Source organism: Salipiger sp., assembly GCF_059781815.1.
In genome coordinates, this window is record NZ_JBYNAH010000003.1 from 1 (window position 1) to 24,689 (window position 24,689).

Consider the following 24,689-nt stretch of genomic DNA (forward strand, 5'->3'; position numbering starts at 1 on the left):
GTGAAAGCCGGTTCCGCGCTAAGCTTCCCGCATAACGAGCAGGACAGTGCAGGCAGGATACAGGCATCATGAAAGACAAACCCTTCGCGGGTCGCGTCACCGCCGCGGCCCTCTTCCTCGCAGCAGCAGCGGCGCTGGCCGCCTGCGGCAGCGCCCCCCCGAAATCGCAGGCACGGGTGCAGGATTTCGCCACCTCCGGCGTCAGCCAGCTGTCGATCCGGGCCAACCGCGCCGAGGGCATCCCGGTGCGCTTCGGCGATACCAAGCCGCACGCCTGGGGCGCGCGCAGCCCGGCGAGCTACCCGGTGCACGGGCTCGACGCGGCGCGCTATCAGGGGCTCATCGATTTCCGCGAGGCGCGGCAGGCCGGCATCAGCTTCGCCTGGCTCAAGGCCACCGAGGGCGGCGACATGATCGACCCGGCCTTTGCCGACAACGCCGCCGGCGCGCGCCGCGCGGGCGTCCCGGTTGGGGCCTATCATTTCTACTATTTCTGCCGCCCCGCGCATGAGCAGGCGGCGTGGTTCATCGAGAACGTGCCGAAGGTGCGGGGCGATCTGCCGCCGATCCTCGACATGGAGTGGAACCACCTTTCGCCGACCTGCAAGCTGCGCCCGCCACCGGCCGAGGTGCGGGCCTCGATCCGCACCTTCTCGCGCATCGTGGAGCGCCATTACGGCACCGCGCCGCTGATCTACACGACGCCGGATTTCTACGAGCGCAACGAGCTTGGATCGCTCAGCGGGGTGGAATTCTGGCTGCGCTCGGTCAAGGCGCATCCCAACGAGCGCTACCCCGATGAGCGCTGGAGCTTCTGGCAGTATTCCGGCACCGGGCTGGTGCCCGGGGTGGGCGGCCCGGTCGATCTCAACGCCTTCGGCGGCAGCCGGCAGGCCTGGCAGCAATGGCTCGCCCGGCGCAGTCAGGGATAGGGCAGGGGTAGGGCGCGGCGCCACGTCAGGCGCTTCCCGCTTGCCCGCGGTGATGCAGGTGTTACCTCTGTCGGCAATCCACTGACAGAGCAAGGACGCCCCATGACCGACAGCCCCATCGACCCGACCCTAGTGCAGCGTCTTGCGGATGTGGCGGTGCGCACCGGCCTCAACCTGCAGCCGGGCCAAGAGCTCGTCCTGACCGCGCCGATCGAGGCGGCGCCGCTGGTGCGCGCCGTGGCCGCCGCGGCCTACGAGGCCGGCGCCAGCCTCGTGACGCCGATCTTCGCCGATCCCGGCGTCGCGCTGGCGCGCTATGGCAAGGCGGCTGACGAGAGCTTCGACACCGCTGCCGGCTGGCTCTATTCCGGCATGGCCGAGGCCTTCGAGCGCGGCGCCGCGCGCATGGCCATCGTCGGCGAAGACCCGATGCTGCTGGCCGAGCAGGACGCCACCAAGGTCTCGCGCGCGGGCAAGGCCAATTCCGCCGCCTACAAGCCGGCGCTCGAGAAGATCGCCAATTTCGAGATCAACTGGTCGATCTGCGCCTGGCCGGGGCAGGCTTGGGCGCAGCGCATGTTCCCCGATCTCGCGCCTTCGGAGGCGCAGGCCAAGCTGGCCGAGGCGATCTTCGCCGCCTCGCGCGTCGACCGCGACGATCCGGTGGCCGCCTGGGCCGAGCACAACGCCACCCTGCGCACCCGCACCGAATGGCTCAACGCGCAGCGCTTCTCGGCGCTGCACTTCACCAGCCCGGGCACCGACCTGACCGTGGGCCTCGCCGATGACCACGAGTGGCACGGCGGCGCGTCCGAGGCGCAGAACGGCGTGGTCTGCAACCCCAACATCCCGACCGAAGAGGTGTTTACCACGCCGCATTCGCATCGCGTCGATGGTACGGTGCGCTCGACCAAGCCGCTTTCGCATCAGGGCAGCCTGATCGACGGCATCGAGGTGACCTTCAAGGACGGCCGCATCATCGAGGCCAAGGCCGAGACGGGCGGCGACATCCTGCGCGAGCTCATTGCCACCGACGAGGGCGCGGCGCGGCTGGGCGAGGTGGCGCTGGTGCCGCACAGCTCGCCGATCTCGCAATCGGGCCTGCTGTTCTACAACACGCTCTTCGACGAGAACGCCGCCTGCCACATCGCGCTGGGCCAGTGCTATTCCAAGTGTTTCCTCGACGGCGCCAGCCTGTCGGCGGAAGAGGTGGCCGAGAAGGGTGGCAATGCCAGCCTGATCCATGTCGATTGGATGATCGGCGCCGCCGACACCGATATCGACGGCATCAAGCCCGATGGCACCCGCGTGCCGGTGTTCCGCGGCGGCGAGTGGGCCTGAGCCCCATTCTCTGAGCAAAAGCAAAACGGCCCCGGTGCTGGGAAGCACCGGGGCCGCCCCGTGCCGGAGCCGGCGTCCGGGAGGCCTCAGGCCGGCTCCAGCGCGTCTTCGGGCACGGCGGCGCCGGTCATGTAGGCCACCGCGTCGGACATGGTGTGGTTCTTCGGGTCGATGACGCAAAGCCGCTTGCCGAGCCTGTGGATGTGGACCCGGTCGGCGACCTCGAACACATGCGGCATGTTGTGCGAAATCAGGATGATCGGGATCCCGCGCGAACGCACTTCCTGGATGAGGTCGAGCACCCGGCGGCTCTCCTTCACGCCGAGCGCCGCGGTGGGCTCGTCGAGGATCACCACCTTGGAGCCGAAGGCGGCGGCGCGGGCCACGGCGACGCCTTGGCGCTGGCCGCCCGAGAGCGTCTCGACCGGCTGGTGGATGTTCTGGATCGTCATCAGGCCCAGCTCGGCAAGCTTCTGGCGTGAGAAGTCTTCCATCGCCTTCTTGTCGAGCTTGCGCAGCACCTTGCCCATGAAGCCTTCCATGCGGATCTCGCGCCCCATGAACATGTTGTCGGCGATCGACAGGGCAGGCGACATGGCGAGCGTCTGGTAGACCGTCTCGATGCCGTAGCCGCGGGCATCGTTGGGGCTCTGGAACTGGACCGGCTTGCCGTCGAGCTCGATCTCGCCGGCGTCGGGGGTGATGGCCCCCGACAGCGCCTTGATCAGGGTTGACTTGCCGGCGCCGTTGTCGCCGATCACGGCGAGGATCTCTCCCGGCATCAGGTCGAAATCGCAGTGGTCGAGGGCGGTCACGCGGCCATAGCGCTTCACGAGTCCGCGGGCTTGGAGAACAGGCTGGGTCATGCGGTCACCTTTCTGATCCACTGGTCGACGGTCACGGCGGCGATGATCAGCACACCGATGAGAAGGTAGGTCCATTGCGGGTCGGCCCCGGCCATGCGCAGGCCCAGCTCGAACACGCCCACGATCAGCGCGCCGAAGAAGGCGCCGAGGATCGAGCCGCGCCCGCCGAAGAGCGAGATGCCCCCGATCACCACGGCGGTGATCGCCTGGATGTTGCCGATGACGCCGGTGGTGGCCGACGGCGAGACCGAGCCGAAGCGGCCGATCATCACCCAGCCGGCGAGGCCGCAGATGAAGCCCACCAGCATGTAGACCGACATCAGCGTCTTGTGGCGGTCGACACCGGCGAGCTGCGCCGCCTCGGGGTCGTCGCCCACGGCATAGACGTGGCGGCCCCAGGCGGTGGAGCGCAGCGCGTAGGCGAGGATCAGCACGGTGCCGAGCATCACCACCACGCCGAGCGTGATCACCGCGCCGCCGATGGTGAACTTGTTGCCGAGGAATTGCAGGGCGGGGGCGAGCTCTTCGATCTCCTGCGAGCGCAGGGTCTCGTTGCGGGAATAGAGGTAGTTCACCGCCAGCACGATCTGCCACATGCCGAGCGTCACGATGAAGGGCGGCAGCTTGACCTTGCTGACCAGCCAGCCGTTCATTGCGCCGATGGCGGTGCCGCAGGCAAGGCCGATGGGGATGGCGAGCGGCGCGGGAACGCCGTAGCGGAAGGTCACCTGGCCCATGATCACCGAGCACAGCACGGCGACGGCGCCGACCGAAAGGTCGATGCCGGCGGTCAGGATGATCAGCGCCTGCGCCGCGGCCAGCACGCCGACGATCTGCACCTGCTGCAGGATCAGCGTCAGCGCGAAGGGCGAGAAGAATTTCGAGCCCAGCACGATGCCGAAGACCACCAGCGCCGAGAGCAGCACGATCAGCGGCACCAGCGCCGGCGTGCTGTGCAGGGCGTCGTGGAAGCGGCCCATGAGACCTTTGTGGCTGGGCTCGAACTCGGCGAACTTCTCTTCGCCTCTGGTCTTCACCACGTCTTCGTAACTGTCGGTATTCGCCATCGTGCCATCCTCCGGTGGCGGGCGCATCTCGCGCCCGCGTCTGGCAAGTGAAGGGAAAGGGGGCCGGCCCTCAGGCGGGGCAGGGGGCCGGCCGTTCGGGGCGTGTTAGCCCCAGCAGAGCTTGAGGCCCTCTTCGACCGAGATCGACTCCACGCCCTCGACGGGCTGGTCGGTCACCAGCGCCACGCCGGTGTCGAAGAAGTCCTTGCCCTCGGTCGCCTCGGGCTTGGTGCCGTCCTTGGCGAAGGCGGCGATCGCCTCGATGCCCTTGGACGCCATCAGCAGCGGGTATTGCTGCGAGGTCGCGCCGATCACGCCATCGGCGATGTTCTGCACGCCGGGGCAGCCGCCATCGACCGAGACGATGAGCACGTCATTCTCGCGCCCGATGGCCTTGAGCGCCTCGTAGGCCCCGGCGGCGGCTGGCTCGTTGATGGTGTAGACCACGTTGATCATCGGATCGGAGGCGAGCAGGTTCTCCATCGCCTTGCGGCCGCCTTCCTCGTTGCCCTGGGTCACGTCATGGCCCGCGATGCGCGGATCGTCCTCGTCGCCCCACTGGTTGGGATCCTTGATGTCGATGCCGAAGCCTTCCATGAACCCCTGGTCCCGCAGCACGCCCACTGTGGGCTGCGACACGTCGAGATCGAGGAAGCCGACCTTGGCGTCCGCCGCGCCGTCACCGAGCTTGGCCGCGGCCCACTGGCCGATCAGCACGCCGGCCTTGTAGTTGTCGGTGGCAAAGGTCATGTCGGCGGCCTCGATGGGATCGAGCGGGGTGTCGAGCGCGATCACCAGGATGCCGGCGTCACGGGCCTGCTCGATCACCGGCACGATGGCCGAGGTGCTCGACGGCGTGATCAGGATGCCCTTGGCACCGTTGGCGATACAGGTCTCGACTGCAGCGACCTGGGTCTCGTTGTCGCCATCGACCTTGCCGGCATAGCTGTTGAGCGAGATGCCGAGCTCGGCCGCCTTGGCCTCGGCGCCTTCGCGCATCTTCACGAAGAACGGGTTGGTGTCGGTCTTGGTGATCAGGCAGGCGCCAACATCCTGCGCGGCGGCGCCAACGGTGGATGCAGCAAGCGCGAGGGCGCTGATCGACAGCAGTTTCATGGTGGTCTTCATCTAGGTAGGTCCTCCTCCCGTGGCGGCCCGGTCTTCCGGTGTGCCGCCGAACTCTCCGTCCTCCAACGGATTGCGTTAGGGATAACAGCGATTCCGGGATCCGGTCAATAAATAATTCGAATTGATTTATTAACCTGCCGGGCGTAGATTTCGGCATGGCTGGAGGACCGGAGATGGATGGAAGCGAGATCCGCAAGCTGAGCGCTGGCGCCAATCTGACCGGCGTGCGCGCGCATAACGAACGGCTGATCCTGTCGATGATCCAGCGCAATGGCGCGCTGCCCGGCAGCGATCTTGCCAAGCATACCGGGCTCTCGGCGCAGACCGTCTCGAATATCCTGCGCAAGCTCGAATCCGACGGCTTCCTGCTGCGCGGAGAGCCGCAGAGGGGCAGGGTGGGCAAGCCCTCGGTGCCGATGGCGCTCGATCCCGACGCGGCGTTGAGTTTCGGGCTCAAGATCGGGCGGCGCTCGGCGGATCTGGTGGTGATGAACATCATGGGCGAAGTGCTCGACGCCTCGCAGACCACCTATCGTTACCCGATGCCCGACCTGATCTTCGGCTATCTCGACCGCGAGATGCAGCGCCTTGGCGCCGGGCTGACGCCCTACCAGCGCGAGCGCCTCTGCGGCATCGGCATCGCGGCCCCGACCGAGATTTGGAGCTGGACCGAGGTGCTCGGCGCGCCGCAGGACTTCAACGTCTGGCGTGACATCGATTTCGTCGAGGAGGTCGCGCGGATCAGCCCGCTGCCGCTGTTCGTCGAAAATGACGGCACCGCCGCCTGCCGCGCCGAGCACATCTTCGGGCGCGGGCGCGAGTTCACCGATTACGCCCATGTCTTCATCGGCTCGTTCATCGGCGGCGGGGTGGTGCTGAATTCCGGCGTGGCGGTGGGCGCGCATCACAATGCCGGGGCCTTCGGCTCGCTGCGGGTGCCGGGGGAGGGCGGCGAGGTGCAGCTGATCGATGCGGCCTCGCTCTACCTGCTCGAGGCAGCCATCGTGCAGGCCGGCGGCGATGCGGCGGCGATGTGGGTGATGCCGCAGGACTGGCGCGATTACGAGCCGATGCTGGGCGCGTGGATCGACGCCACCGGCGCGGCGCTGGCCCATGCCACGCGCTCGATCGGGTCGGTGATGGATTTCGAGGCCATCCTGATCGACGGCGCCTTCCCGGCGGAGGTGCGCCACCGGCTGGTGGAGCGCACCCGCGAGGAGCTCGAAAAGCTCGACACGCGGGGCATGGTGCCACCGCGCCCCGAGGCGGCGCTGGTCGGCGCCAACGCCCGCGCGCTCGGCGCCGGATGCGCGCCGATCTACGCGCAGTACTTCTTCCAGTAGAGCGCGCTCAGGCGATCCCGAGCAGCCAGAGCATCAGAGGGATGGTGAGCACCGCCGCCAGCGTCTGCAACGTCACGAGCCCTGCCATCAGGGTGCCGTCGCCGCCAAGCTGGCGCGTCAGCACATAGGCCGTTGGCGCGGTGGGGATCGCCATGAACACCACCAGCGCCAGTGCCTCGACCCCGTCGAGCCCGAAGGCCAGCGCAACCCCCGCGCCAAGCGCCGGCATCGCCATGAGCCGCAGCGCCGAGGTGCCGGCCAGCGCCGCCACGTCGCGCCGGATCGCGCTCGGCTGCAGCGCCGCGCCGACGCAGAGCAGGCCCAGCGGCAGGCTGGCCTGCGCGAGAAACTCCAGCACCCGCTTCGACCCGAACGGCAGGCCGGTGCCCGCCAGCGCCAGCGCGATGCCGATGATGCAGCCGAGGATCAGCGGGTTGCGCGCCATGGTCTTCAGGAGCGGCAGCGGGTGGCGCAGCACGCTGGCCTCAGAGAGCGCGATGATCGACAGCACGTTGACCAGCGGCACTCCGACGGCGAGCAGTACCGCCGCGCGCTCGAGCCCCTCGCTGCCCGCAAGGCTCGCGGTGATGGCGAGGCCAAGATAGGTGTTGAACCGCACCACGCCCTGCAAAGCGGGGCCGAAGCGGGCGGCGGGGGCCTTGAACAGCATGGCGCGCACGAGGCTCATCCCCAGCGCCGCGATGCAGGTCGTCGCCACCATCGCGCCGCCAAGTCGCAGGATCGCCGGGTCGCGCACCGGGGCATAGACGAGATTTGCCACGAGAAGCGACGGGAACAGGACAAAATAATTCATCCGCTCCGCCGCCGGCCAGAACTGCCGATCGGGAAAGCCTGCCCGGGCCAGCAGGAAGCCGAGGCAGATCAGCGCGAAGAGCGGCCAGATCGTCAGGAGGAGCAAGGCGGAAATCCCGTCGCGGTTGAGGCGTGTCGCCCTCCGGCTCTACAGGAGCCGCCGACGCGAAGCCAGTGGGCGCGGGCTACTCCAGCTCCTGCAGCCGCTCGCGCAGCGCCTCGACCTCCTCGAGATAGGCCTGACCGGCCTCGCCGAGCGTGCGCCGGGTCTCGACGGCGAGCAGCCGCAGCACCGCCAGCGCGCCGGAATAGGCATCGGAATACTGCGCCGTCTCGACCTGGCAATCGATGGTCCATGTGGCGTAGGCCGGGGCCTCGCGGATGGTCTTGTCGGTGATCAGCAGGATGCGCGCACCGCGCCGGGCGATCTCTTCCACCACCGAGGTGAATCCCGCCGGGCGGCGGCGCAGGCCGATGACCACCGCAAGATCGCCCTTGTCGAGAAGCGCGATGCCCTCGGCCTGGGTCTGGCCCGGCAAGAGCAGCGGCGATACCGCGCGGCGGATCTGGCCGAGCTGGGCGGTGACGTACTGCGCGAGGAAGTGGCTGTTGCGATAGCCCAGCGTGCGGATGCGCGGTGCCGTGGCCATGGCCTCGACGATCGCGCGCAGAGTGACGGGGTTGAGCCGGGTGAGCGTGCTTTCCAGCACCGCCACCTCGCTCTGGAGCAGGTCCGAGATGCGCTTGCTCGCCGGCGTCACGCTGCCGGTATAGAGCGGCGAGCCGGTCTCGCGCAGGCGTCGGGCCTGCCGTTTGGCCTGCTCGAAGCTCTCGTAGCCCAGCCGCCGGAAGAACCGGCTGACGGTGGCGTTCGAGACGCCCGCCGCCGCCGCCAGCTCGGTCGCGGTCAGCACCGCGAGCTCGCCGGGATTGCCGAGCAGGGAATCGGCGATGCGCCGCTCGCCCTCGGGCAGGCTGCCATAGGCCTCGTGAACGCGCCGGGAGATCGGAATCGAGGGGGCGTCTGCTGTCTTCATGGGCATCTCGTGCATTCCTGTGATGAAAATAGTTTTTCACTATTGCCAGGTGAGCGAAAGAAGTTTTTCGATAAACAGGTCGCAACGCAAACGAGTCGGGGGCAGCGTGTCGGAAATTTCAGCCAAGGCGAGGGATCTGAGCCTGCGGGTGAACTGGCTCGTCGAGCGTGTCTGCGTGGCGCTGCTGGTGCTGCTGGTGCTCGATGTCTGGCTCGGCGTGCTGGTGCGCTACGTGATCCCGCTGCCGCTGACCTTCACCGAAGAGCTGGCGCGCTACCTGATGATCTGGATGGCGCTCCTTGCGGTGTCCTCGGGCATCGCCCACCGCGAACATATCGGCGTCGAGTTCATCTTCTCGCGCCTGCCCGGGCCGGTGCGGCGCTGGCTCGCCATCGCCTTTGACCTGATCGCCTTCGCCTTCTTCGCGGCGCTGTTCTTCTACGGTATCGGCTTTGCGGTGAAGGGCTTTTCGCGGCTCACGATGATCTACCAGATCCCCAAGGGCTGGCCCTTCATGGGGGTGCCTCTGGCCGCCTTCATGGCCTGCCTGCAACTGCTTCTGGTCGGCATCCACGACGCCTTTGCCGAACGCGCGCCGAAAAGCACCGGCGCCAGCCTTCCCCCGATGGACGAGGAGATCTGAGATGGGTGCGCTGATGGTCGCGGTCGCGTTTTTCGGGCTTCTCGCCTTCGGCCTGCCGGTGGGCTTTGCCATCGGCGTCGCCGGGGTGGTTGGCATCATCGACATGGGGCCGCGCTTCATGCAGATGGTGCCGGACCGGATGTTTGCCGGGCTCGACCTGTTTCCCTTCCTCGCCATGCCGTTCTTCATCCTCGCCGGCGAGATCATGAACCGCTCGGGCATCACCATGGGGCTGGTGCGGCTGGCCGATGCGCTGGTCGGCTGGATGCGCGGCGGCATGGCCCATTCCAACATGGTGGCCTCGGTGATGTTCGCGGGCCTCACCGGCTCGGCCACCGCCGACAGCGCCGCCTTCGGCAACACGCTGGTGCCGGCGATGGTCAAGGGCGGCTACTCGCGCCCCTATGCCTGCGCGGTGACCGCCGCCGGCTCGATCATCGGCCCGACCATCCCGCCCTCGACGCTGGCGATCATCTACGGCTCGATCATGGGCGTCTCGATCGCCGGGCTGTTCGCCGCCGGCATCCTGCCGGGGCTGCTGATCTGCGCCATCTGCATGACCGTGATCGCGCTCACCGCCCGTCGCAAGGGCCTGCCGAAAGGCGAGGGCCGTCCGAGCCTGCGCCTTGTCGGCGCGGCGCTCAAGGAGGGCTTTCTTGCGGCGCTGCTGCCGGTCTTCATCCTCGGCGCCATCCTCGGCGGCTTCGCCACCCCGACCGAGGCGGCGGCCATTGCCGTGGCCTACGCGCTGGTGGTCGGCGGGCTGGTCTACCGGGCGCTGAGCTGGCGCGATCTCTACGAGGTCGCGGTGCGCACCACGCGGATCACCGGGGTGATTTTCCTGATCATCGCCTCGGCCTCGATCCTCGGCTGGTGGATGACCTTCAACCGCATCCCGCAGGCCATCGCCGAGGGCATGCTCAGCATCTCCGACAACCCGATGGTGATCATCGGCCTGATCCTGCTGCTGCTGCTGGTCATCGGCCTGGTGATGGACATCAACGCCACGCTGATCATCCTCGCCCCGGTGCTCGCGCCGCTGACCGTCCAGATCGGAATGGAGCCGGTGCACGCGGGCATCATGATCATCCTCGCGCTCAACATCTCGCTGATGACGCCACCTGTGGGCGCCTGTCTCTTCGTGCTGGCCTCGGTCACCGGAGAGAAGGTCGAGGCGATCACCAAGGAGCTCTGGCCCTTCATCCTCGCCGAAGTGACCATCCTGCTGATCGTCGCCTACTGGTCCGACCTCACGCTTTTCATACCAAGACTGCTCGGGCTCTGAACCCGTGCGATTTCCAACCAAGGGAGCCAAGACATGAAATTTCTCGCAACCACCGCAATCGCGGCCCTCATGGCGACCGGCGCCATGGCGCAGGACATCACCATCCGCCTTGCGCACCTGAACCCCGAGGATCCGTTTGCCTCGCATTCCGGCGCCATGGGCGCGGTGTTCAAGAGCCTCGTCGAGTCGAACTCGAACGGCCGCATCGAGGTGCAGCTCTTCCCCAACGGCCAGCTCGGCAAGGACAACGAAGTGATCGAGCAGGTGCGCTCGGGCCTCGTGGAATCGACCATCTCGTCGTCGGGCGGCATGGCCCAGCACTACCCGCTGGTCGGCGTGTTCGACATTCCCTTCGCCTTCCCGAATATCGGCGTCGCCTCCAAGGTGATCGACACCGACAGCAGCTTCGGCGAGGCCTTCGTCGCCGACCTTGAAGAGAAGACCGGGCTCGAGGTGCTGGGTCTGCTCGACAGCGGCGGCTTCTTCGCCTTCACCGACAGCGTGCGCCCGATCGCCTCGGTCGAGGATATGGACGGGCTCAAGATCCGCACCATGACCCTGCCGACCCACGAGGCGATGATCTCGTCGCTGGGCGGCCAGCCGACCCCGCTGCCCTGGGCCGAGGTCTATACCGCGCTGCAGACCGGCGTCGCCGACGGCCAGATGAACCCGGTGCCGATCATCGCCTTCGCCAAGTTCGACGAGGTGCAGAAATATCTCTCGATCACCAACCACCTGATCACCCCCTACATCTGGACGATGAACGCCGAGTTCCTCGCCTCGCTGTCGGAAGAGGATCAGTACCTGGTGAAATGGGCCGCCGATGTCGCCACCGACGCCGGCCGCTCGATGAGCCGGGTGATCGAGGCCTCCGAGAAGGGCCTGCCGGCGCTGGCCGCAAAGATGGAGGTGAACGTCGTCACCCCCGAGGAACAGGCCAAGTTCGCCGAGGCCGCCCAGCCCGCCGTGCGCGCGCTGATCGAGGAGAACTACGGCGCCGAGGGCACCGCGATGCTCGAGGCCATGCTGTCGTCGATCGAGGAGGAGAAGACCGACTTCTGATCGACCAACCCTGCCGGGGCGCGCTGTCCCTTTCGCGCCCCGGCAGACCCGTGCATCCCTGGATGCCATACAAGACCTGAAGGACTTCCGATGACCACCGATCTCACGCGCAACGCGGGCACCGACGCGGCTTTCACTTTGTGCCTTAACCCACTCGCGGAGCATGACAAACCCTGGACGCCGGAGCAGGATGCGATCCTCTCCGACGCGGGGCTCGCGCTGGCGCGTGAGACAATCTCGGGATGGCCCGGCTACGCCGAGACCACGCTGCGCGCGTTGCCCGCGCTGGCGGCAAAGCTCGGCGTGGCAGAGCTGCGCTACAAGGACGAGGGCAGCCGCTTCGGCCTCGGCAGCTTCAAGGCGCTGGGCGGGGCCTATGCGGTGGCCCGGCTGCTGGCGCGCAAGATCGGCGAGTCGCTGGGGCGCGAGGTCTCGATGGCCGAGGTGACGCAGGTCGCCTTTCCCGAGGAAGCCACGAAGATCACCGTCTGCTGCGCCACCGACGGCAACCATGGCCGCTCGGTCGCGTGGGGGGCGCAGAATTTCGGCTGCAATTGCGTGATCTTCATCCATGCCACCGTCTCCGAGGGCCGCAAGGCCGCCATCGAGGCCTATGGCGCCGAGGTGCGCCGCTGTGCGGGCAATTACGACGATAGCGTGCGCGAGGCGCAGGAAACCGCCACCCGTGAGGGCTGGTTCGTGGTCTCCGACACCTCCTACGAGGGCTATATGGAGATCCCCAAGGACGTGATGCAGGGCTACGAGGTGATGGCCGCCGAGGCCTATGACGCGCTCTCCGAGCCGCCGACCCACGTGTTCCTGCAGACCGGCGTCGGCGGCATGGCGGCGGCGGTCGCGGCGCAGGCGGTGCGGCGCTGGGGCGCGGCGCGGCCCACCATCGTGCTCTGCGATCCCGACCAGTCGGCCTGCTGGCTCGAGACCATGCGGGCGGGCACGCCCACCGCGGTCGAGGGCGATCTCGACACGCTGATGGCGGGGTTGGCCTGCGGCGAGGTCTCGGCGCTGGCCTGGGAGATCCTGCGCGATCACGGCGACGCGGTGATGGCCCTGACCGATGCCTCGGCAGTGGCCGAGATGAAGCGGCTGGCCAAGCCCGAGGGCGGAGATCCGGCAATTGTCGCCGGGGAATCCGCCGTCGCGGGCATTGCCGGGCTCGCCGCCGCGATGAGCGACGAGGAAGCGCGCACGGCGCTGGGGCTCGACGCCTCCTCGCGGGTGCTGGTCTTCGGCACCGAGGGCGACACCGACGCGGCGCTCTACGAGGAACTTGTCGGCATGAGCGCCGCCGAGGTCCGCGGGGAGGCCGCATGACACCCGATATCGACGGCGCGCGGCTTCTCAAGAGGCTGACCACGCTCGGACAGATCGGGGCGCTCGAGGGCGGCGGGGTCTGCCGGCTTGCGCTCACCGATGCCGACAAGGGCGGGCGCGATTGGCTGGTGGCAGAGATGGAGCGGCTGGGGATGGCCGTGCAGATCGATGCCATCGGCAATATCTGGGGCATCCGCGCCGGGGAGAGCGCGGGTGCCCCGGTGATGGTCGGCTCGCATATCGACTCGGTCGCCACCGGCGGGCTCTATGACGGCGCGCTCGGCGTGCTGGCCGGGCTCGAGCTGGTCGAGACGCTGAACGATCACGGCATTGCCACCGAGGCTCCGATTGCCGTTGCCGCATTCACCAACGAGGAGGGCGCCCGCTTCGCCCCCGACATGATGGGCTCGGGCGCCTATTGCGGCGCGCTGGATCAGGCCGAGATGCTCGCCGTCACTGCGACCGACGGTCAGGGCGTTGTCGGTGAGGAGCTCGACCGCATCGGCTATCGGGGCAGCGACGCCCCGGTGATCCCGGCGGCCTATCTCGAGCTGCATATCGAGCAGGGGCCGGTGCTCGAGCAGGAGGGGCTGCGCATCGGTGCAGTCACCGGGGTGCAGGGCATCCACTGGACCGAGTTCACCGTCAGCGGACAGACCAACCACGCCGGCACCACGCCGATGGCGCTGCGCCGCGACGCCGGGCAGGTTGCCATGCGCATCGCCCGCGAGGCCGATGCCATCGCCGCCGAGAACGGCCCGCCGCAGGTGGCCACCGTGGGCGTGTTCGAGCTGTCTCCGGGGCTTGTCAACGTGGTGCCCGAGACCGCGCGCCTCACCGTCGATCTGCGCAACACCGACGGCGCACTGCTCGAAGCCGCCACCGCGCGGCTGACGGGCTTTGCGCAACAGGCCGCGACGGAGGCAGGCTGCGAGCTGGCGATCCGCGAGATGGCGCGCTTTGCGCCGGTGGTCTTCGACGAGGGGCTCGTCGACAAGGTTGAGGCGGCCGCACAGGCGCGGCAGATGAGCGTGAAACGCATGCCCTCGGGCGCCGGGCACGACGCGCAGATGTTCGCGCCGCTCTGCCCGACGGGGATGATCTTCGTGCCCTCCGAGAACGGGCTGAGCCACAATATCAAGGAACACAGCGATCCCGACGATCTCGCGGCGGGAGCCCAGCTCCTGCTCGATCTCGTCTGCACGCTGGCAGGAGCAAGAGCATGAGCCGGAAATTTGTCGTCGCGGCAGCGCAGATGGGACCGATCGCGAAGGACGAGCCGCGCGCCTCGGCGGTGGCGCGGATGTGCGAGATGATGCGCAGCGCCCACGCGCGCGGCGCCACGCTGGTGGTCTTCCCCGAGCTGGCGCTGACCACCTTCTTTCCGCGCTGGTACATGCAGGACGCGGCCGAGATCGACCAGTGGTTCGAGACCGAGATGCCGAGCGGCGAGGTCAAACCGCTCTTCGATCTGGCCCGGAAGCTGGGTATCGGCTTTCACCTCGGCTATGCCGAGCTGACGCCAGAGGGGCGCCATTTCAACACCGCGATCCTCGTCTCGGGGCAGGGCGAGATCGTCGGCAAGTATCGCAAGATCCACCTGCCGGGCCATTTCGAGAACGAGGAGTGGCGCCCGTTCCAGCATCTCGAGAAGCGCTATTTCGAGAAGGGCGACATGGGCTTCCCGGTCTATGAGGCGTTCGGCGGCAAGCTCGGCATGTGCATCTGCAACGATCGCCGCTGGCCCGAGACCTGGCGGATGCTGGGGCTGGGCGGGGCCGAGCTGGTGGTGCTGGGCTACAACACGCCGCTGCATTATCCGCCGGCGCCCGAGCACGATCACCTGCAATATTTCCACAACGAGCTGTCGGTGCAGGCGGGCTGCTACCAGAACGGGCTCTGGGCGGTGGCGGTGGCCAAGGCCGGCATGGAAGAGGGCAGCGAGCTGATCGGCGGCAGCGTCATCGTCGCGCCCACCGGCGAGATCGTGGCGCGCTGCGTGACCTCGGGCGACGAGGTGATCACCGCCGAGATCGACCTCGACCGCTGCACCGAGATCCGCGCCAACGTGTTCAACTTCGCCCTGCACCGCGAGCCGCAGGATTACGCGCTGATCACCGCGCCGAAATAGCGGCATTCGACCACAGCGCGGCGGCAGGAGAATGCCTCCGACGGCGTCAGCGCACGGCGTCCGGGCAGGGGGCGTGAGGCTCGGGAGGGCAAAGGCGGATCGCCCCCCCGGACCCCGGTCTCGTGATCGCGGGTGCCAGAGCTTACGTCTTGAAGATCCGATAGATCGCGGGGATCACCAGCACCGTCAGTGCCGTCGAGGACAGCAACCCGAACAGCAGCGAGATTGCGAGCCCCTGGAAGATCGGATCGGCGAGGATCACCACCGCGCCGATCATCGCCGCGATAGCAGTGAGCAGGATCGGCTTGAAACGCGTCGCCCCGGCCTCGATCAGCACGTCGAGCGTCACCTTGCCCTCGGGATCGGCGTGACGGATGAAATCCACCAGCAGGATCGAGTTACGCACGATGATCCCCGCAAGCGCGATGAAGCCGATCATCGAGGTGGCCGAGAACGGCGCCCCGAACAGCCAGTGTCCGACCATGATGCCGAGGAAGGTCAGCGGCACCGGCGTCAGGATCACCAGCGGCAGCCGGAACGAGCCGAACTGCGCCACCACGAGGATATAGATCCCCAGAAGCGCCACGCCGAAGGCCGCGCCCATGTCGCGGAAGGTGACCCAGGTCACCTCCCACTCGCCATCCCAGAGCAGCGTGACCTGCTCGGTGCTCTCGGGCTGGCCGTGCAGCGAGATCACCGGCTTGACGCCCTCGGGCCAGTCCATCGCCTCGAGTGCGTCGGCCACCGCGAGCATGCCGTAGAGCGGCGCCTCGTACTCGCCGGCAAGCTCGCCCATCACCATGATCACGTCATAACCGTTGTGCCGGAACACCGGGAAGGACGCCTCCTCGCGCAGCACCTCGACCACGTCGCCCAGCTCGACCACGCCGCGCCCGCCGGGCAGCGCGTTGGCCGGCACCGGGGTCGAGAGCGCCGCACCGTCGAGCACCCGCTCGGACTTGTCGCGGGCGATGACGATGGGGATCGGGCGGCGGCCGTCGCCGCGATGGGAATAGCCCACCGCCGCGCTGCCGTTGAGCAGCTGCAGGGTCTGCAGCGCGTCGCTCTCCTGCACTTGGAAGAAATCGAGCTCGGAGGCGCTCAGCACGGCGCGCAGGCGCGGCGGCTGCTGGCCATAGCTGTCATCCACGTCGACCACGTAAGGCACGCTTTCGAAGGCCTCGCGGATGCGCTCGGCGGCGGCGCGGCGGGTCTCGGCGTCGGGGCCGTAGACCTCGGCCAGCAGGGTCGCGATCACCGGCGGGCCCGGCGGCGGCTCGACCACCTTGAGCACGCTGCCCTGAGGCAGATCGAGCGCCGCCAGCCGGTCGCGCAGCTCGAGCGCGATGTCGTGGCTGGTGCGGTCGCGGTCGCGGTCGCCCTTGGGCAGGAGGTTGAGCTGCACGTCGCCCATCTCGGGCATCTGGCGCAGGTAGTAATGCCGCACCAGCCCGTTGAAGTTGAAGGCCGAGGCCGCGCCTGCATGGGTCTGGGCCGAGATCACCTCGGGCAGCTCCATCGCGATGCGCGCCGCCTGCTGCGCCACCGCGTCGGTCGCCTCGACCGAGGCGCCCTCGGGCAGGTCGATCACCACCGACAGCTCGGACTTGTTGTCGAAGGGCAGCAGCTTGACCGTCACGTCCTTGGTGTAGAGCGCCCCGAGCGAGCCGAAGGACAGCACGATCACCACGATCAGAAAGATCCACGACACCGATTTTCGCGCCAGGATCGGGCGCGCGAAGGCGGCGTAGAACCGGCCCATCGGGCTGAAGTGCTTGTGTTCGCCATAGGTGTCCTCGTCGCCATGCGACGCCATCTCGCTGCGGCCCGCCACCTTGAGCATCAGCCACGGCGTGATGATCACCGCGACGAAGAACGAGAAGATCATCGCCGAGGAGGCGTTGGCCGGGATCGGCGACATGTAGGGCCCCATCAGCCCCGACACGAAGAGCATCGGCAACAGCGCCACCACCACCGTGAGCGTGGCGACGATGGTCGGGTTGCCGACCTCGGCCACCGCCTCGATCGCCGCGGTGGCGCGCGGCTTGGCCGGGTGCATGGCCCAGTGCCGGGCGATGTTCTCGATCACCACGATGGCGTCGTCGACGAGGATCCCGATCGAGAAGATCAGCGCGAAGAGCGACACCCGGTTCAGCGTGTAACCCATGAAATAGGCGGCAAAGAGCGTCAGCAGGATGGTCACCGGGATCACGATGGCCACCACCACCGCCTCGCGCCAGCCGATGGTCAGCAGCACCAGCGCCACGATGGAGACGGTGGCGAGCGCAAGGTGGAAGAGCAGCTCGTTGGCCTTCTCGTCGGCGGTCTCGCCATAGTCGCGGGTGATCTCGACATGGACGCTGTCGGGGATCACCCGGCCCTCCATCTCCTCGACCTGATGCAGGATCTTCTCGGCCACGATCACCGCGTTCGAGCCGGCGCGCTTGGCCACCGCCAGCGTCACCGCGGGCATGCGCAGGATCTCGTCTCCCTCGCGGGTCAGCGTGGCGACGTGATGCTCGTCGAGATCGCTCACCAGCGCGACCGTTGCGACATCGCGGACATAGACGGTGCGCCCGTCGCGCGCCGTCAGCTCGAGATTGCCGATCTCTTCGGGCGTGGTGAGGGTCTCGCCGATCACCAGCCCGACCTGCTGGCCGCCGTCGCGCACCGAGCCCGCCGGGGAGGCGGTGTTGGCGCCCTCGATCTTGCCCGCGAGCTGCTGCAGCGTCACGCCGTAGAGCGCCAGCCGCTCGGGATCGGGCGCGATCCGCAGCGCCTCCTCGGTGGCGCCGATGACATAGGTCAGCCCCACGTCCTCGATCCGCGCCAGACGCACCTCGACCTCGCGGGCGATGCGGGTCAGGTCGGCGGCACTCACCGTGTCGGCGCCCGGTTCGGGCGAGAAGGTCAGCGTGACGATGGCCACGTCGTTGATGCCGCGCCCGACCACCAGCGGCTCGGGAATGCCGACCGGGATGCGGTCGAGATTGGCCATGATCTTGTCGCGCACCCTCAGGATGGCGGTGTCGGCGGAGACGCCCACGTCGAAGCGCGCGGTGACCATCACCTGATCGTCGCGGGTCTCGGAATAGACATGCTCGACCTCGTCGATGCCCTTGACGATGGTCTCGAGCGGCTCGGTCACCAGCTTGACCGCGTCCTCGGCGCGCAGGCCGGCGGCCTGCACGTGGATGTCGACCAGCGGCACCGAGATTTGCGGCTCCTCCTCGCGCGGCAGCGAGACCAGCGCGATGAGCCCCACCGCCAGCGCCGCCAGCAGGAAAAGCGGCGTCAGGGGCGAGCGTATGAAGGCCTTGGTCAGCCAGCCGGCGAGACCGAGCCTGCCTTCCGGTGTGTCGTCATGTTCACTCATCGCCGGTCACCACCACGTCTCCGGGGCGCAGGCCGGTGAGGATCTCGCGCCATTGCGCCCCGTCGCGCGCCACTGCCTGAGCCGGGACCACGACACGCTGCTGCGGGCCGTCGGGACCTTCGACGGTGACGAAATCGAGCCCGCCGGAGCGGCTCAGCGCGGTCTCGGGCACGAGGATCGCCTCGCGGCTTCCCACTGGCAGACGTACCGGCACCCGGCGCCCGACGAAACGGGCGTCCAGCCCCTCGACCTCGACATCCGCTTGCAGTCGGCCGCCCTCGATCAGCGGGTAGAGCTTGACCAGCGTTCCGGTCTGCTCGCCATCTGCGGCGGCGATGACGATCTCGTCGCCCTCGGCGAGGTCGTTGGCGTGGCGCTCGGGCACGCTCAGCCGCAGGAAGGTGCCGCCGCCGCCGATCTGCGCCAGCGTCTCGCCCATGGTCACGACCGAGCCGCGCGATACCGGCACCGAGAGCACGATGCCCGCCTCGGGCGCCAGCACGGCGCCTTCCGAGATCTGCTGCTCGATCACCAGCCGCTGGGCCCCGAGGTTGGAGATGTTCGAGGTGATCACCTCGACATTGGTCTGCAGCTGTTCCAGCGCCTGCGTCGTGATCACACCCCGCTCGATCAGCGCGTTGCCGCGGTCGAGCTCGGATTGCGCGGTGGCCAACTGCGCCTGCGCCGCCTCGAGCTGCGCGTCGAGCGCATCGAGCTGGAACTGCAGCTTGTCGTCCTCGACCAGTGCCAGCTGCTGGCCCGCCTCGACCCGGTCGCCCTCGGTCACGTCGAGCGCCATGATCGTGCCGCCGATCCGCGCCCGGGCGGGGATTTCGACCCGCGCCTCGACCTGCCCGAAAACGGACTTCCACACAGTCATGGGTTGCAGGGTGACCTCGAGCCCCTCGGCGTGCAGGGGCGAGGCGGCGAGCAGGGCACACAGGGCGATCAGGGCGCGCATCCGGACCTCGTCTTTCTGGCGCGCGACCGGGCTGCAGCCCCGCGTCGCAACGCGAACAATGCGCCGGACACAATGCAACCGGCGGTGATATTCCTCATTATGAATGTTTATGGCCGCAGACGCAACGGCGGATCGCGCGAAGCCCGGCCCCCATGCTCGCCTTTCGCCACTCGAAGAGGTGGCGGCAACCAACTGACAGGCCAGCATTTTTGCGCGTCTTGCAGCAAGCCCCGTCGCGTTGGCAGCCCGGCTTGGCAGCCATTGCATGGCTCCGCGCGACCATCCGCACCGGAAAAGCCGGACTCAGTTCGCGGCATAAACGCCCGTTCGGGCGCCATTTTGCCGCGCAGCGCGTGACCGCGTGGCTGGCAAAGCGGGCGGTAAATCGCCTCCGAGAAAGAAATATTCAGCTTATCATATATTTTCAGTCGCGCCTGCGTCGCCCTTCGCTCATAGTACCGCCGGACGCCACCTGGGGGCGATCGAGGCAAAGACGGAGTCACGCATGGCAAACGCAGCAACAGTGATCGGGCGGGCGCTGGCCTTTGCGGTTCCCGCTACCCTCGGGGTGGCCGCGGTGCTTTATGCGGGGGCCTTCCGCAGCTTGCCCGAAGCTTCGAGCGCGCAACGCCCGCCGACCCCGGTGCGGGTGATCACCGTCGCACCGGTCGAGCTTGTGCCCTCGGTCAGAGGCTATGGCGCGGTCGAGCCGGTGCGCGAATGGCGCGCGGTGGCGCGGGTCGCCGGCGAGGTGGTCGAGATGGCCGATGGCCTCGCCGCGGGAGAAATCGTCCCCGCCGGGACGCTGCTTTTCCGCATCGACGACAGCGACTTGCGGCTCGATCTTGCGGGCGTCGACGCGCAGATCGCCGCCTCGCAGGTCAAGGATGACACCATCCGAGCGAGCCTGACGCTGGCGGAAGCTGATCTCGAGCTGGCCCGCGGCGATCTCGGGCGGCAGGAGCAGCTCAGCCGTCAGGGCGCGGCGACGCAGGCGGCGCTCGACACCGCCAAGCGGCAGGAGGTCTCGGCCCGCACCAAGGTCAAGGATCTCGAGAACCAGCTCCTGCTCAATGCCGCCGAGCGCGAGGTGCTGGGCACCCAGCGCGCCACGCTCGAGCGCGCGCTCGGCTTCGCCGAAATCCGCGCGCCCTACGATCTGCGCATCACCGATCTTGCCGCGGACCTCGGCCAATATGTCGGCAGCGGCCAGACCCTGCTGAGCGCCGAGGGCACCGAGGCAGTGGACATCGCGGCGCAGTTCCCCATCGGCCGCATCGGGCCGCTCCTGCGCCTGATGGGCGAGGACGCGGCGGTGACCGACCTCAGCGCCCGCGTTACGCTGCCCGCTCCCGGCCATTCGGTGAGCTGGCCCGCCACGATCGAGCGGGTGGGCGATGCGATCGACGCCCAGACCCAGAGCGTCGGCGTGGTGGTGCGGGTGACCGATCCGCTGTCGAAAAGCGCCGCCGGCAAGCGCCCGCCGCTGCGCCGCAACATGGTGGTCGAGGTGCAGCTCTCGGCGCCGAAGCAAGCGGCGCTTGTGGTGCCCGCCGAGGCGGTGCGCAGCGGCAGCGCGCTGGTGGTCTCGTCCGAGGGCAGGCTCGAGAAGCGCCCGGTCGAGATCGCGCTGCTCGCGGGCGAGATCGCGGTGCCGGCAAAGGGCCTTGCCGATGGCGACATACTGGTGATCACCGACCCCTCGGTGGCGGTGCCCGGCATGATGGTAAAACCAGTTGAGGACGCGGCGCGCAAGGCCGAGATCGCGGCACTGGCCAGCGGCCAGAGCGCCGCCCCGGCGAAGACCGGCGGCGGCAAGGGCGGACAGGGTGGTCAGGGCGGGGAGGCCTCGAAATGATCCGGCTCTTCGCGGGCCACCGCACCGCCGCGAACATCCTGATGATCGCGCTTCTGGGCCTCGGCCTGCTGGCGCTGCCGAGCCTGCAGCGCGATACCTTCCCGCTGACCCCGCCCTCTCAGGTCTCGGTGCGCATCACCTATCCCGGTGCCACGCCGTCCGAGGTCGAGCGCGGCATCTGCACCGTCGCCGAGATCCCCTTGATGCGGGTCGAGAACCTCGCCGAGCTCACCTGCCTCGCCCGCGAGAACGCTGCCCAGATCACGGCCGAGATCGTCGAGGGCGCCGACATGGCGCGCTTTTACAACGACGTGAAAGACGCGGTGGACGGCATTTCGGATTTCCCCGACAAGGCCGAGGCGCCGCTGACCCAGATCGTCGAGCGCATCGCCTCGGTGTCGTCGGTCGCGGTCACCGGCCCCGACGATCCGGCGGTGCTTTTCGCCTATGCGCAGGGGCTGGCCGAGCGGTTGCGCGCCGATCCCGGCATCTCGCAGGTCAGCGTCGAGGGCTTTTCCGACCGCGAGGTCGCGGTCGAGCTCGACCAGGCCACGCTCGAGCGCTTCGGGCTCGAGGTCTCCGACATCGGCGCCGCGCTGGCGCGCCACAGCCTCGACATGCCCGCGGGCACGCTCGAGGGTCCGGCAGGGGACGCGGCGATCCGGTTCCTCGGCGAACAGCGCCGCCCCGGCGAGCTGGCGCAGATCCCGGTCGCGGGCAGCGCCACCGGCGGCGAGATCCGGCTGGGCGACGTGGCCACCCTCCGCGAGCGCTTTGACGATCCGGCGCAGGCGAGCTTTTACGGCCATGACCGCGCCGCCATCGTCGCGGTCTCGAAAACCGCCTCGCAGGATGCGCTGCGGGTCAAGGCGGCGCTCGACCGCCAGATCGCGGCGGCCCGTGCCGAGGCGCCGGGCGACATCACCCTCAGCGTGTCGCAGGATTCGACTTCGAACATCCGCGACCGGCTGCGCATCATCGGCGAGAACGGCCTGCAGGGCCTGTTGCTGGTGCTGGCGGTGATGTGGCTGTTCTTCGGCTTCCGCCTGTCCTTTTGGGTGGCCATGGGGCTGCCGGTGTCGTTCCTCGGCGCGATCTTCGCCATGCAGCTGCTGGGCTACACCATCAACATGATGACCATGGTGGCGCTGCTGGTCGCCACCGGCCTGCTGATGGACGACGCCATCGTGATCTCGGAGAACATCGTGCGCCACCGGCAGGCCGGGGCGAGCGCCCGCGAGGCGGCGGTGCGCGGCGTGATGCAGGTCGGGCCCGGGGTCTTTGCGTCGTTCCTCACCACGGCGATGATCGTCGGGCCGCTGGGCTTTCTCACCGGTACTATCGGCGCGATCCTGAAATACATCCCCATCGTGCTGCTGATCACCCTCACCGTCAGCCTGATCGAGGCCTTCCTGATCCTGCCGTCGCACATGCGCCACTCGCTGCGACACGAGATCACCCAAGGCCCGGTGCAGCGCGCCGTCAACGGCGCCTTCGACCGGCTGCGCGACGGCGTGGTGGTGCCGCTGGCGGGGCTGGCGCTGCGCTTCCGCTACCTGACGCTCGGCCTCGCGGTGCTGCTGGTGGGGCTGTCGGTGGCGCCCTTCACCGGCGGGTTCATCAAGTACCAGAGCTTTCCCAGCCTCGAGAGCGACACGGTCGAGGCGCGGCTGCTGCTCGCCGAGGGCGCACCGCTGGCCCGCACCGAGGCGCGGGTCGCCAGGGTGGTGAAGGCGCTCGAGCAGATGAACGCCGAGTGGAGCCCCGACCAGCCCGACGGCCAGCCGCTGGTGAGCGGCTACACGGTGACCTATGGCGTCAATGCCGACGCGCCCAGCACCGGGCCCAACATGGCCACCGTGAGCGCCGCGCTGCTGGCCGCGGGGGTGCGCAGCACCGAGGTTACCGCCATCGTCGACCGCTGGAAGAAGCTCACCGGGCCGATGCCCGACATGGCGGCGCTCCGCTTCACCGACAAGGAACGCGGCGCCGGCGGCAAGCCCATCGACCTGCGGCTGGTGGGTGAGGATCTAGACGCGCTGGCGCTCACCGCCCGCGAGCTGCGCCGCTTCTTCCGCGATTTCGACGGGGTGCGCGATGTCACCTTCGACCTGCGCGCCGGCAAGCCCGAGATTGTCATCCGCATCCGCCCCGGCATCGCCGCCCTGCTCGGGGTGACGCCGCAGGCGCTCGCCACCGAGCTGCGCGCCGCCTTCCGCGGCGACAGCGCGGTGAGCTTCGCCGATCCCTGGGGGCAGGTCGACGTGGTGGCGCGGCTCAACGCCCCGGATCGGCAAACGCTCGACGACATCCTGGCGCTGAAGGTGCCGGGCACGAACGGCGCGCGGGTGCCGCTCTCGACCGTGGCCGAGGTCACCGAGACCCGCGGCTACAACACCATCACCCATGTAAACGGGCAGCGCGCGGTCTCGGTGCAGGGCTCGATCAACACCGCCGTCGCCAACGCGCAGGAGCTGATGGCGGCGATGCGCGCCGACTATCTGCCGGGGCTCGCCGAAACGCGCCCCGGCGTGTCGGTGCTGGTGCTGGGCGAGGCCGAGGACACCGCCACCACCGGCGCCTCGCTGTCGCGCAACCTCGCGGCGGGGCTGGTCGGGGTCTACCTGCTGCTGGCCTTCTTCATGGGCAGCTTCCTGCGCCCGGTGGCGGTGATCGCGGCGATCCCGCTGAGCCTTGTCGGGGTGATCTGGGGCCACATGGCGCTGGGGCTGCAGATCTCGCTGCCGAGCCTGATGGGGCTGGCGACGCTGGCGGGGGTGGTGGTCAACAACGCCATCCTGCTCGACGCCTTCATCGGCGAACGCCGCGCCGCCGGGGCGGAGATGCTCGAGGCGGGACAGGAGGCGGTGCGCGACCGCTTCCGCGCCATCTTCCTCACCTCGCTGACCACCGTCGCGGGGCTGGGGCCGCTGCTCTTCGAGCAGAGCACGCAGGCGCAGTTCCTGCGTCCGATCGTGGCGAGCCTCGCCTTCGGGTTGAGTTCGGCGACGCTGCTGGCGCTGTTCGTGACCCCGGCGCTGCTGGCAATCCTCGAGGATTTCGGCCTGCGCCTCGCGCCGGGGGAGGCCGAAGACGATGCGCCAGCGTCGGAAGAGGCGCCGCGGGATCTCGCCCCCGGCGCCTGAGCGCCGCTCAAAGCTCGCGCAGGTAGGCCCAGGAGGCAAAGCCGCGCACCGCGCGCGCCTTGTCGAGCGAGATCTCGCACCAGCGCGTGCTGCCGGTCTGGGTACAGTCGTGGACGCGCACCACGGTGCCGTTCGGCAGGCCGAGGATCACATCGTACCCGGTGCCCGGCCCGCCACGCATCTTCAGCATGTCGCCCTCTTCGACCCCGTAGACCTCGTAGCGGTCGCGCAGGCCCGCGCCGGCTGGCTGGGTGATGAGAAGAGCGGCTGTCACGCCTGCCGCAAGCGCCCTGAACCATGATCTGCGCATGGCTGTCTCCTGTTGTCTGCTCTTGTTGCCTTTTGCGGCAGTCTACCCTTTCGGGGGG

Annotated in this window: 19 protein-coding genes; 11 read left to right on the forward strand and 8 right to left on the reverse strand. The window is 68.6% G+C overall.

The genetic code is table 11. From position 1 onward, the window contains the following. Positions 1-68 precede the first annotated feature (68 nt). Complete coding sequence (locus AC6RA4_RS00565) at positions 69-932, forward strand: glycoside hydrolase family 25 protein (RefSeq protein WP_500156351.1); 864 nt, start codon at positions 69-71, stop codon at positions 930-932. Positions 933-1,034: 102 nt separating this feature from the next. Continuing rightward, complete coding sequence (locus tag AC6RA4_RS00570) at positions 1,035-2,273, forward strand: aminopeptidase (protein WP_500156353.1); 1,239 nt, start codon at positions 1,035-1,037, stop codon at positions 2,271-2,273. An 86-nt stretch (positions 2,274-2,359) separates the two neighbouring features. Here AC6RA4_RS00570 and AC6RA4_RS00575 read toward each other — a convergent pair whose 3' ends face one another. The 3 genes from AC6RA4_RS00575 to AC6RA4_RS00585 form a co-directional block, all read right to left on the reverse strand. After that, positions 2,360-3,139 (reverse strand): ATP-binding cassette domain-containing protein, encoded by a 780-nt coding sequence (locus AC6RA4_RS00575; protein WP_500156355.1) that lies wholly within the window; start codon positions 3,137-3,139, stop codon positions 2,360-2,362. After that, positions 3,136-4,206: an ABC transporter permease gene (locus AC6RA4_RS00580; RefSeq protein ID WP_222604276.1), complete on the reverse strand. Its 1,071-nt coding sequence runs from the start codon at positions 4,204-4,206 to the stop codon at positions 3,136-3,138. The genes AC6RA4_RS00575 and AC6RA4_RS00580 overlap by 4 nt, the downstream gene beginning before the upstream one ends. A gap of 105 nt (positions 4,207-4,311) precedes the next feature. Continuing rightward, positions 4,312-5,334, reverse strand: a complete 1,023-nt coding sequence (locus AC6RA4_RS00585; RefSeq protein WP_500156357.1) for a sugar ABC transporter substrate-binding protein — start codon at positions 5,332-5,334, stop codon at positions 4,312-4,314. 173 nt (positions 5,335-5,507) lie between these two features. Between AC6RA4_RS00585 and AC6RA4_RS00590 the strand changes: the two genes are divergently transcribed. Further along, positions 5,508-6,677, forward strand: coding sequence for an ROK family transcriptional regulator (locus tag AC6RA4_RS00590; protein WP_500156359.1), 1,170 nt, complete (start codon positions 5,508-5,510; stop codon positions 6,675-6,677). Positions 6,678-6,684: 7 nt separating this feature from the next. Here AC6RA4_RS00590 and AC6RA4_RS00595 read toward each other — a convergent pair whose 3' ends face one another. Then, on the reverse strand, positions 6,685-7,596 hold the full coding sequence (locus tag AC6RA4_RS00595) for an AEC family transporter (RefSeq protein ID WP_500156361.1): 912 nt from the start codon (positions 7,594-7,596) through the stop codon (positions 6,685-6,687). A gap of 79 nt (positions 7,597-7,675) precedes the next feature. Continuing rightward, a complete protein-coding gene (locus AC6RA4_RS00600; RefSeq protein ID WP_500156363.1) occupies positions 7,676-8,527 on the reverse strand; it encodes a MurR/RpiR family transcriptional regulator in 852 nt (283 codons plus the stop codon). Positions 8,528-8,633: 106 nt separating this feature from the next. On the opposite strand from AC6RA4_RS00600, the gene AC6RA4_RS00605 reads away from it, so the two are divergent. The 6 genes from AC6RA4_RS00605 to AC6RA4_RS00630 all read left to right on the forward strand — a co-directional run bounded on the left by AC6RA4_RS00605 (position 8,634) and on the right by AC6RA4_RS00630 (position 14,980). Beyond that, positions 8,634-9,170, forward strand: coding sequence for a TRAP transporter small permease (locus AC6RA4_RS00605; RefSeq protein WP_500156364.1), 537 nt, complete (start codon positions 8,634-8,636; stop codon positions 9,168-9,170). 1 nt (position 9,171) lies between these two features. Next, positions 9,172-10,455, forward strand: a complete 1,284-nt coding sequence (locus tag AC6RA4_RS00610) for a TRAP transporter large permease (RefSeq protein ID WP_261395638.1) — start codon at positions 9,172-9,174, stop codon at positions 10,453-10,455. Positions 10,456-10,488: 33 nt separating this feature from the next. After that, positions 10,489-11,517: a TRAP transporter substrate-binding protein gene (locus AC6RA4_RS00615; protein WP_500156367.1), complete on the forward strand. Its 1,029-nt coding sequence runs from the start codon at positions 10,489-10,491 to the stop codon at positions 11,515-11,517. 90 nt (positions 11,518-11,607) lie between these two features. After that, a complete protein-coding gene (locus tag AC6RA4_RS00620; protein ID WP_500156369.1) occupies positions 11,608-12,849 on the forward strand; it encodes a diaminopropionate ammonia-lyase in 1,242 nt (413 codons plus the stop codon). After that, complete coding sequence (locus AC6RA4_RS00625) at positions 12,846-14,075, forward strand: Zn-dependent hydrolase (RefSeq protein ID WP_500156371.1); 1,230 nt, start codon at positions 12,846-12,848, stop codon at positions 14,073-14,075. Before AC6RA4_RS00620 ends, AC6RA4_RS00625 begins: the two co-directional genes overlap by 4 nt. After that, positions 14,072-14,980: an N-carbamoyl-D-amino-acid hydrolase gene (locus tag AC6RA4_RS00630; protein ID WP_500156373.1), complete on the forward strand. Its 909-nt coding sequence runs from the start codon at positions 14,072-14,074 to the stop codon at positions 14,978-14,980. Before AC6RA4_RS00625 ends, AC6RA4_RS00630 begins: the two co-directional genes overlap by 4 nt. Positions 14,981-15,122: 142 nt before the next feature. Here the strand turns inward: AC6RA4_RS00630 and AC6RA4_RS00635 are convergent, their stop codons facing one another. Both AC6RA4_RS00635 and AC6RA4_RS00640 read right to left on the reverse strand, forming a co-directional pair. Further along, positions 15,123-18,356, reverse strand: a complete 3,234-nt coding sequence (locus tag AC6RA4_RS00635; RefSeq protein WP_500156375.1) for an efflux RND transporter permease subunit — start codon at positions 18,354-18,356, stop codon at positions 15,123-15,125. After that, a complete protein-coding gene (locus tag AC6RA4_RS00640; protein ID WP_500156376.1) occupies positions 18,349-19,317 on the reverse strand; it encodes an efflux RND transporter periplasmic adaptor subunit in 969 nt (322 codons plus the stop codon). Before AC6RA4_RS00640 ends, AC6RA4_RS00635 begins: the two co-directional genes overlap by 8 nt. A 505-nt stretch (positions 19,318-19,822) precedes the next feature. On the opposite strand from AC6RA4_RS00640, the gene AC6RA4_RS00645 reads away from it, so the two are divergent. Together AC6RA4_RS00645 and AC6RA4_RS00650 are read left to right on the forward strand one after the other, a co-directional pair. After that, a complete protein-coding gene (locus AC6RA4_RS00645) occupies positions 19,823-21,175 on the forward strand; it encodes an efflux RND transporter periplasmic adaptor subunit (protein WP_500156378.1) in 1,353 nt (450 codons plus the stop codon). Next, positions 21,172-24,321 carry an efflux RND transporter permease subunit gene (locus tag AC6RA4_RS00650; protein ID WP_500156380.1) on the forward strand — a complete coding sequence of 1,050 codons (3,150 nt, stop codon included), beginning with the start codon at positions 21,172-21,174 and terminating at the stop codon, positions 24,319-24,321. Before AC6RA4_RS00645 ends, AC6RA4_RS00650 begins: the two co-directional genes overlap by 4 nt. Before the next feature lie 7 nt (positions 24,322-24,328). Here the strand turns inward: AC6RA4_RS00650 and AC6RA4_RS00655 are convergent, their stop codons facing one another. Next, the gene (locus tag AC6RA4_RS00655; protein WP_500156382.1) at positions 24,329-24,631 is read right to left on the reverse strand and encodes an SH3 domain-containing protein; all 303 of its coding nucleotides are present in this window, start codon (positions 24,629-24,631) and stop codon (positions 24,329-24,331) included. Between the last annotated feature and the right edge of the window lie 58 nt (positions 24,632-24,689).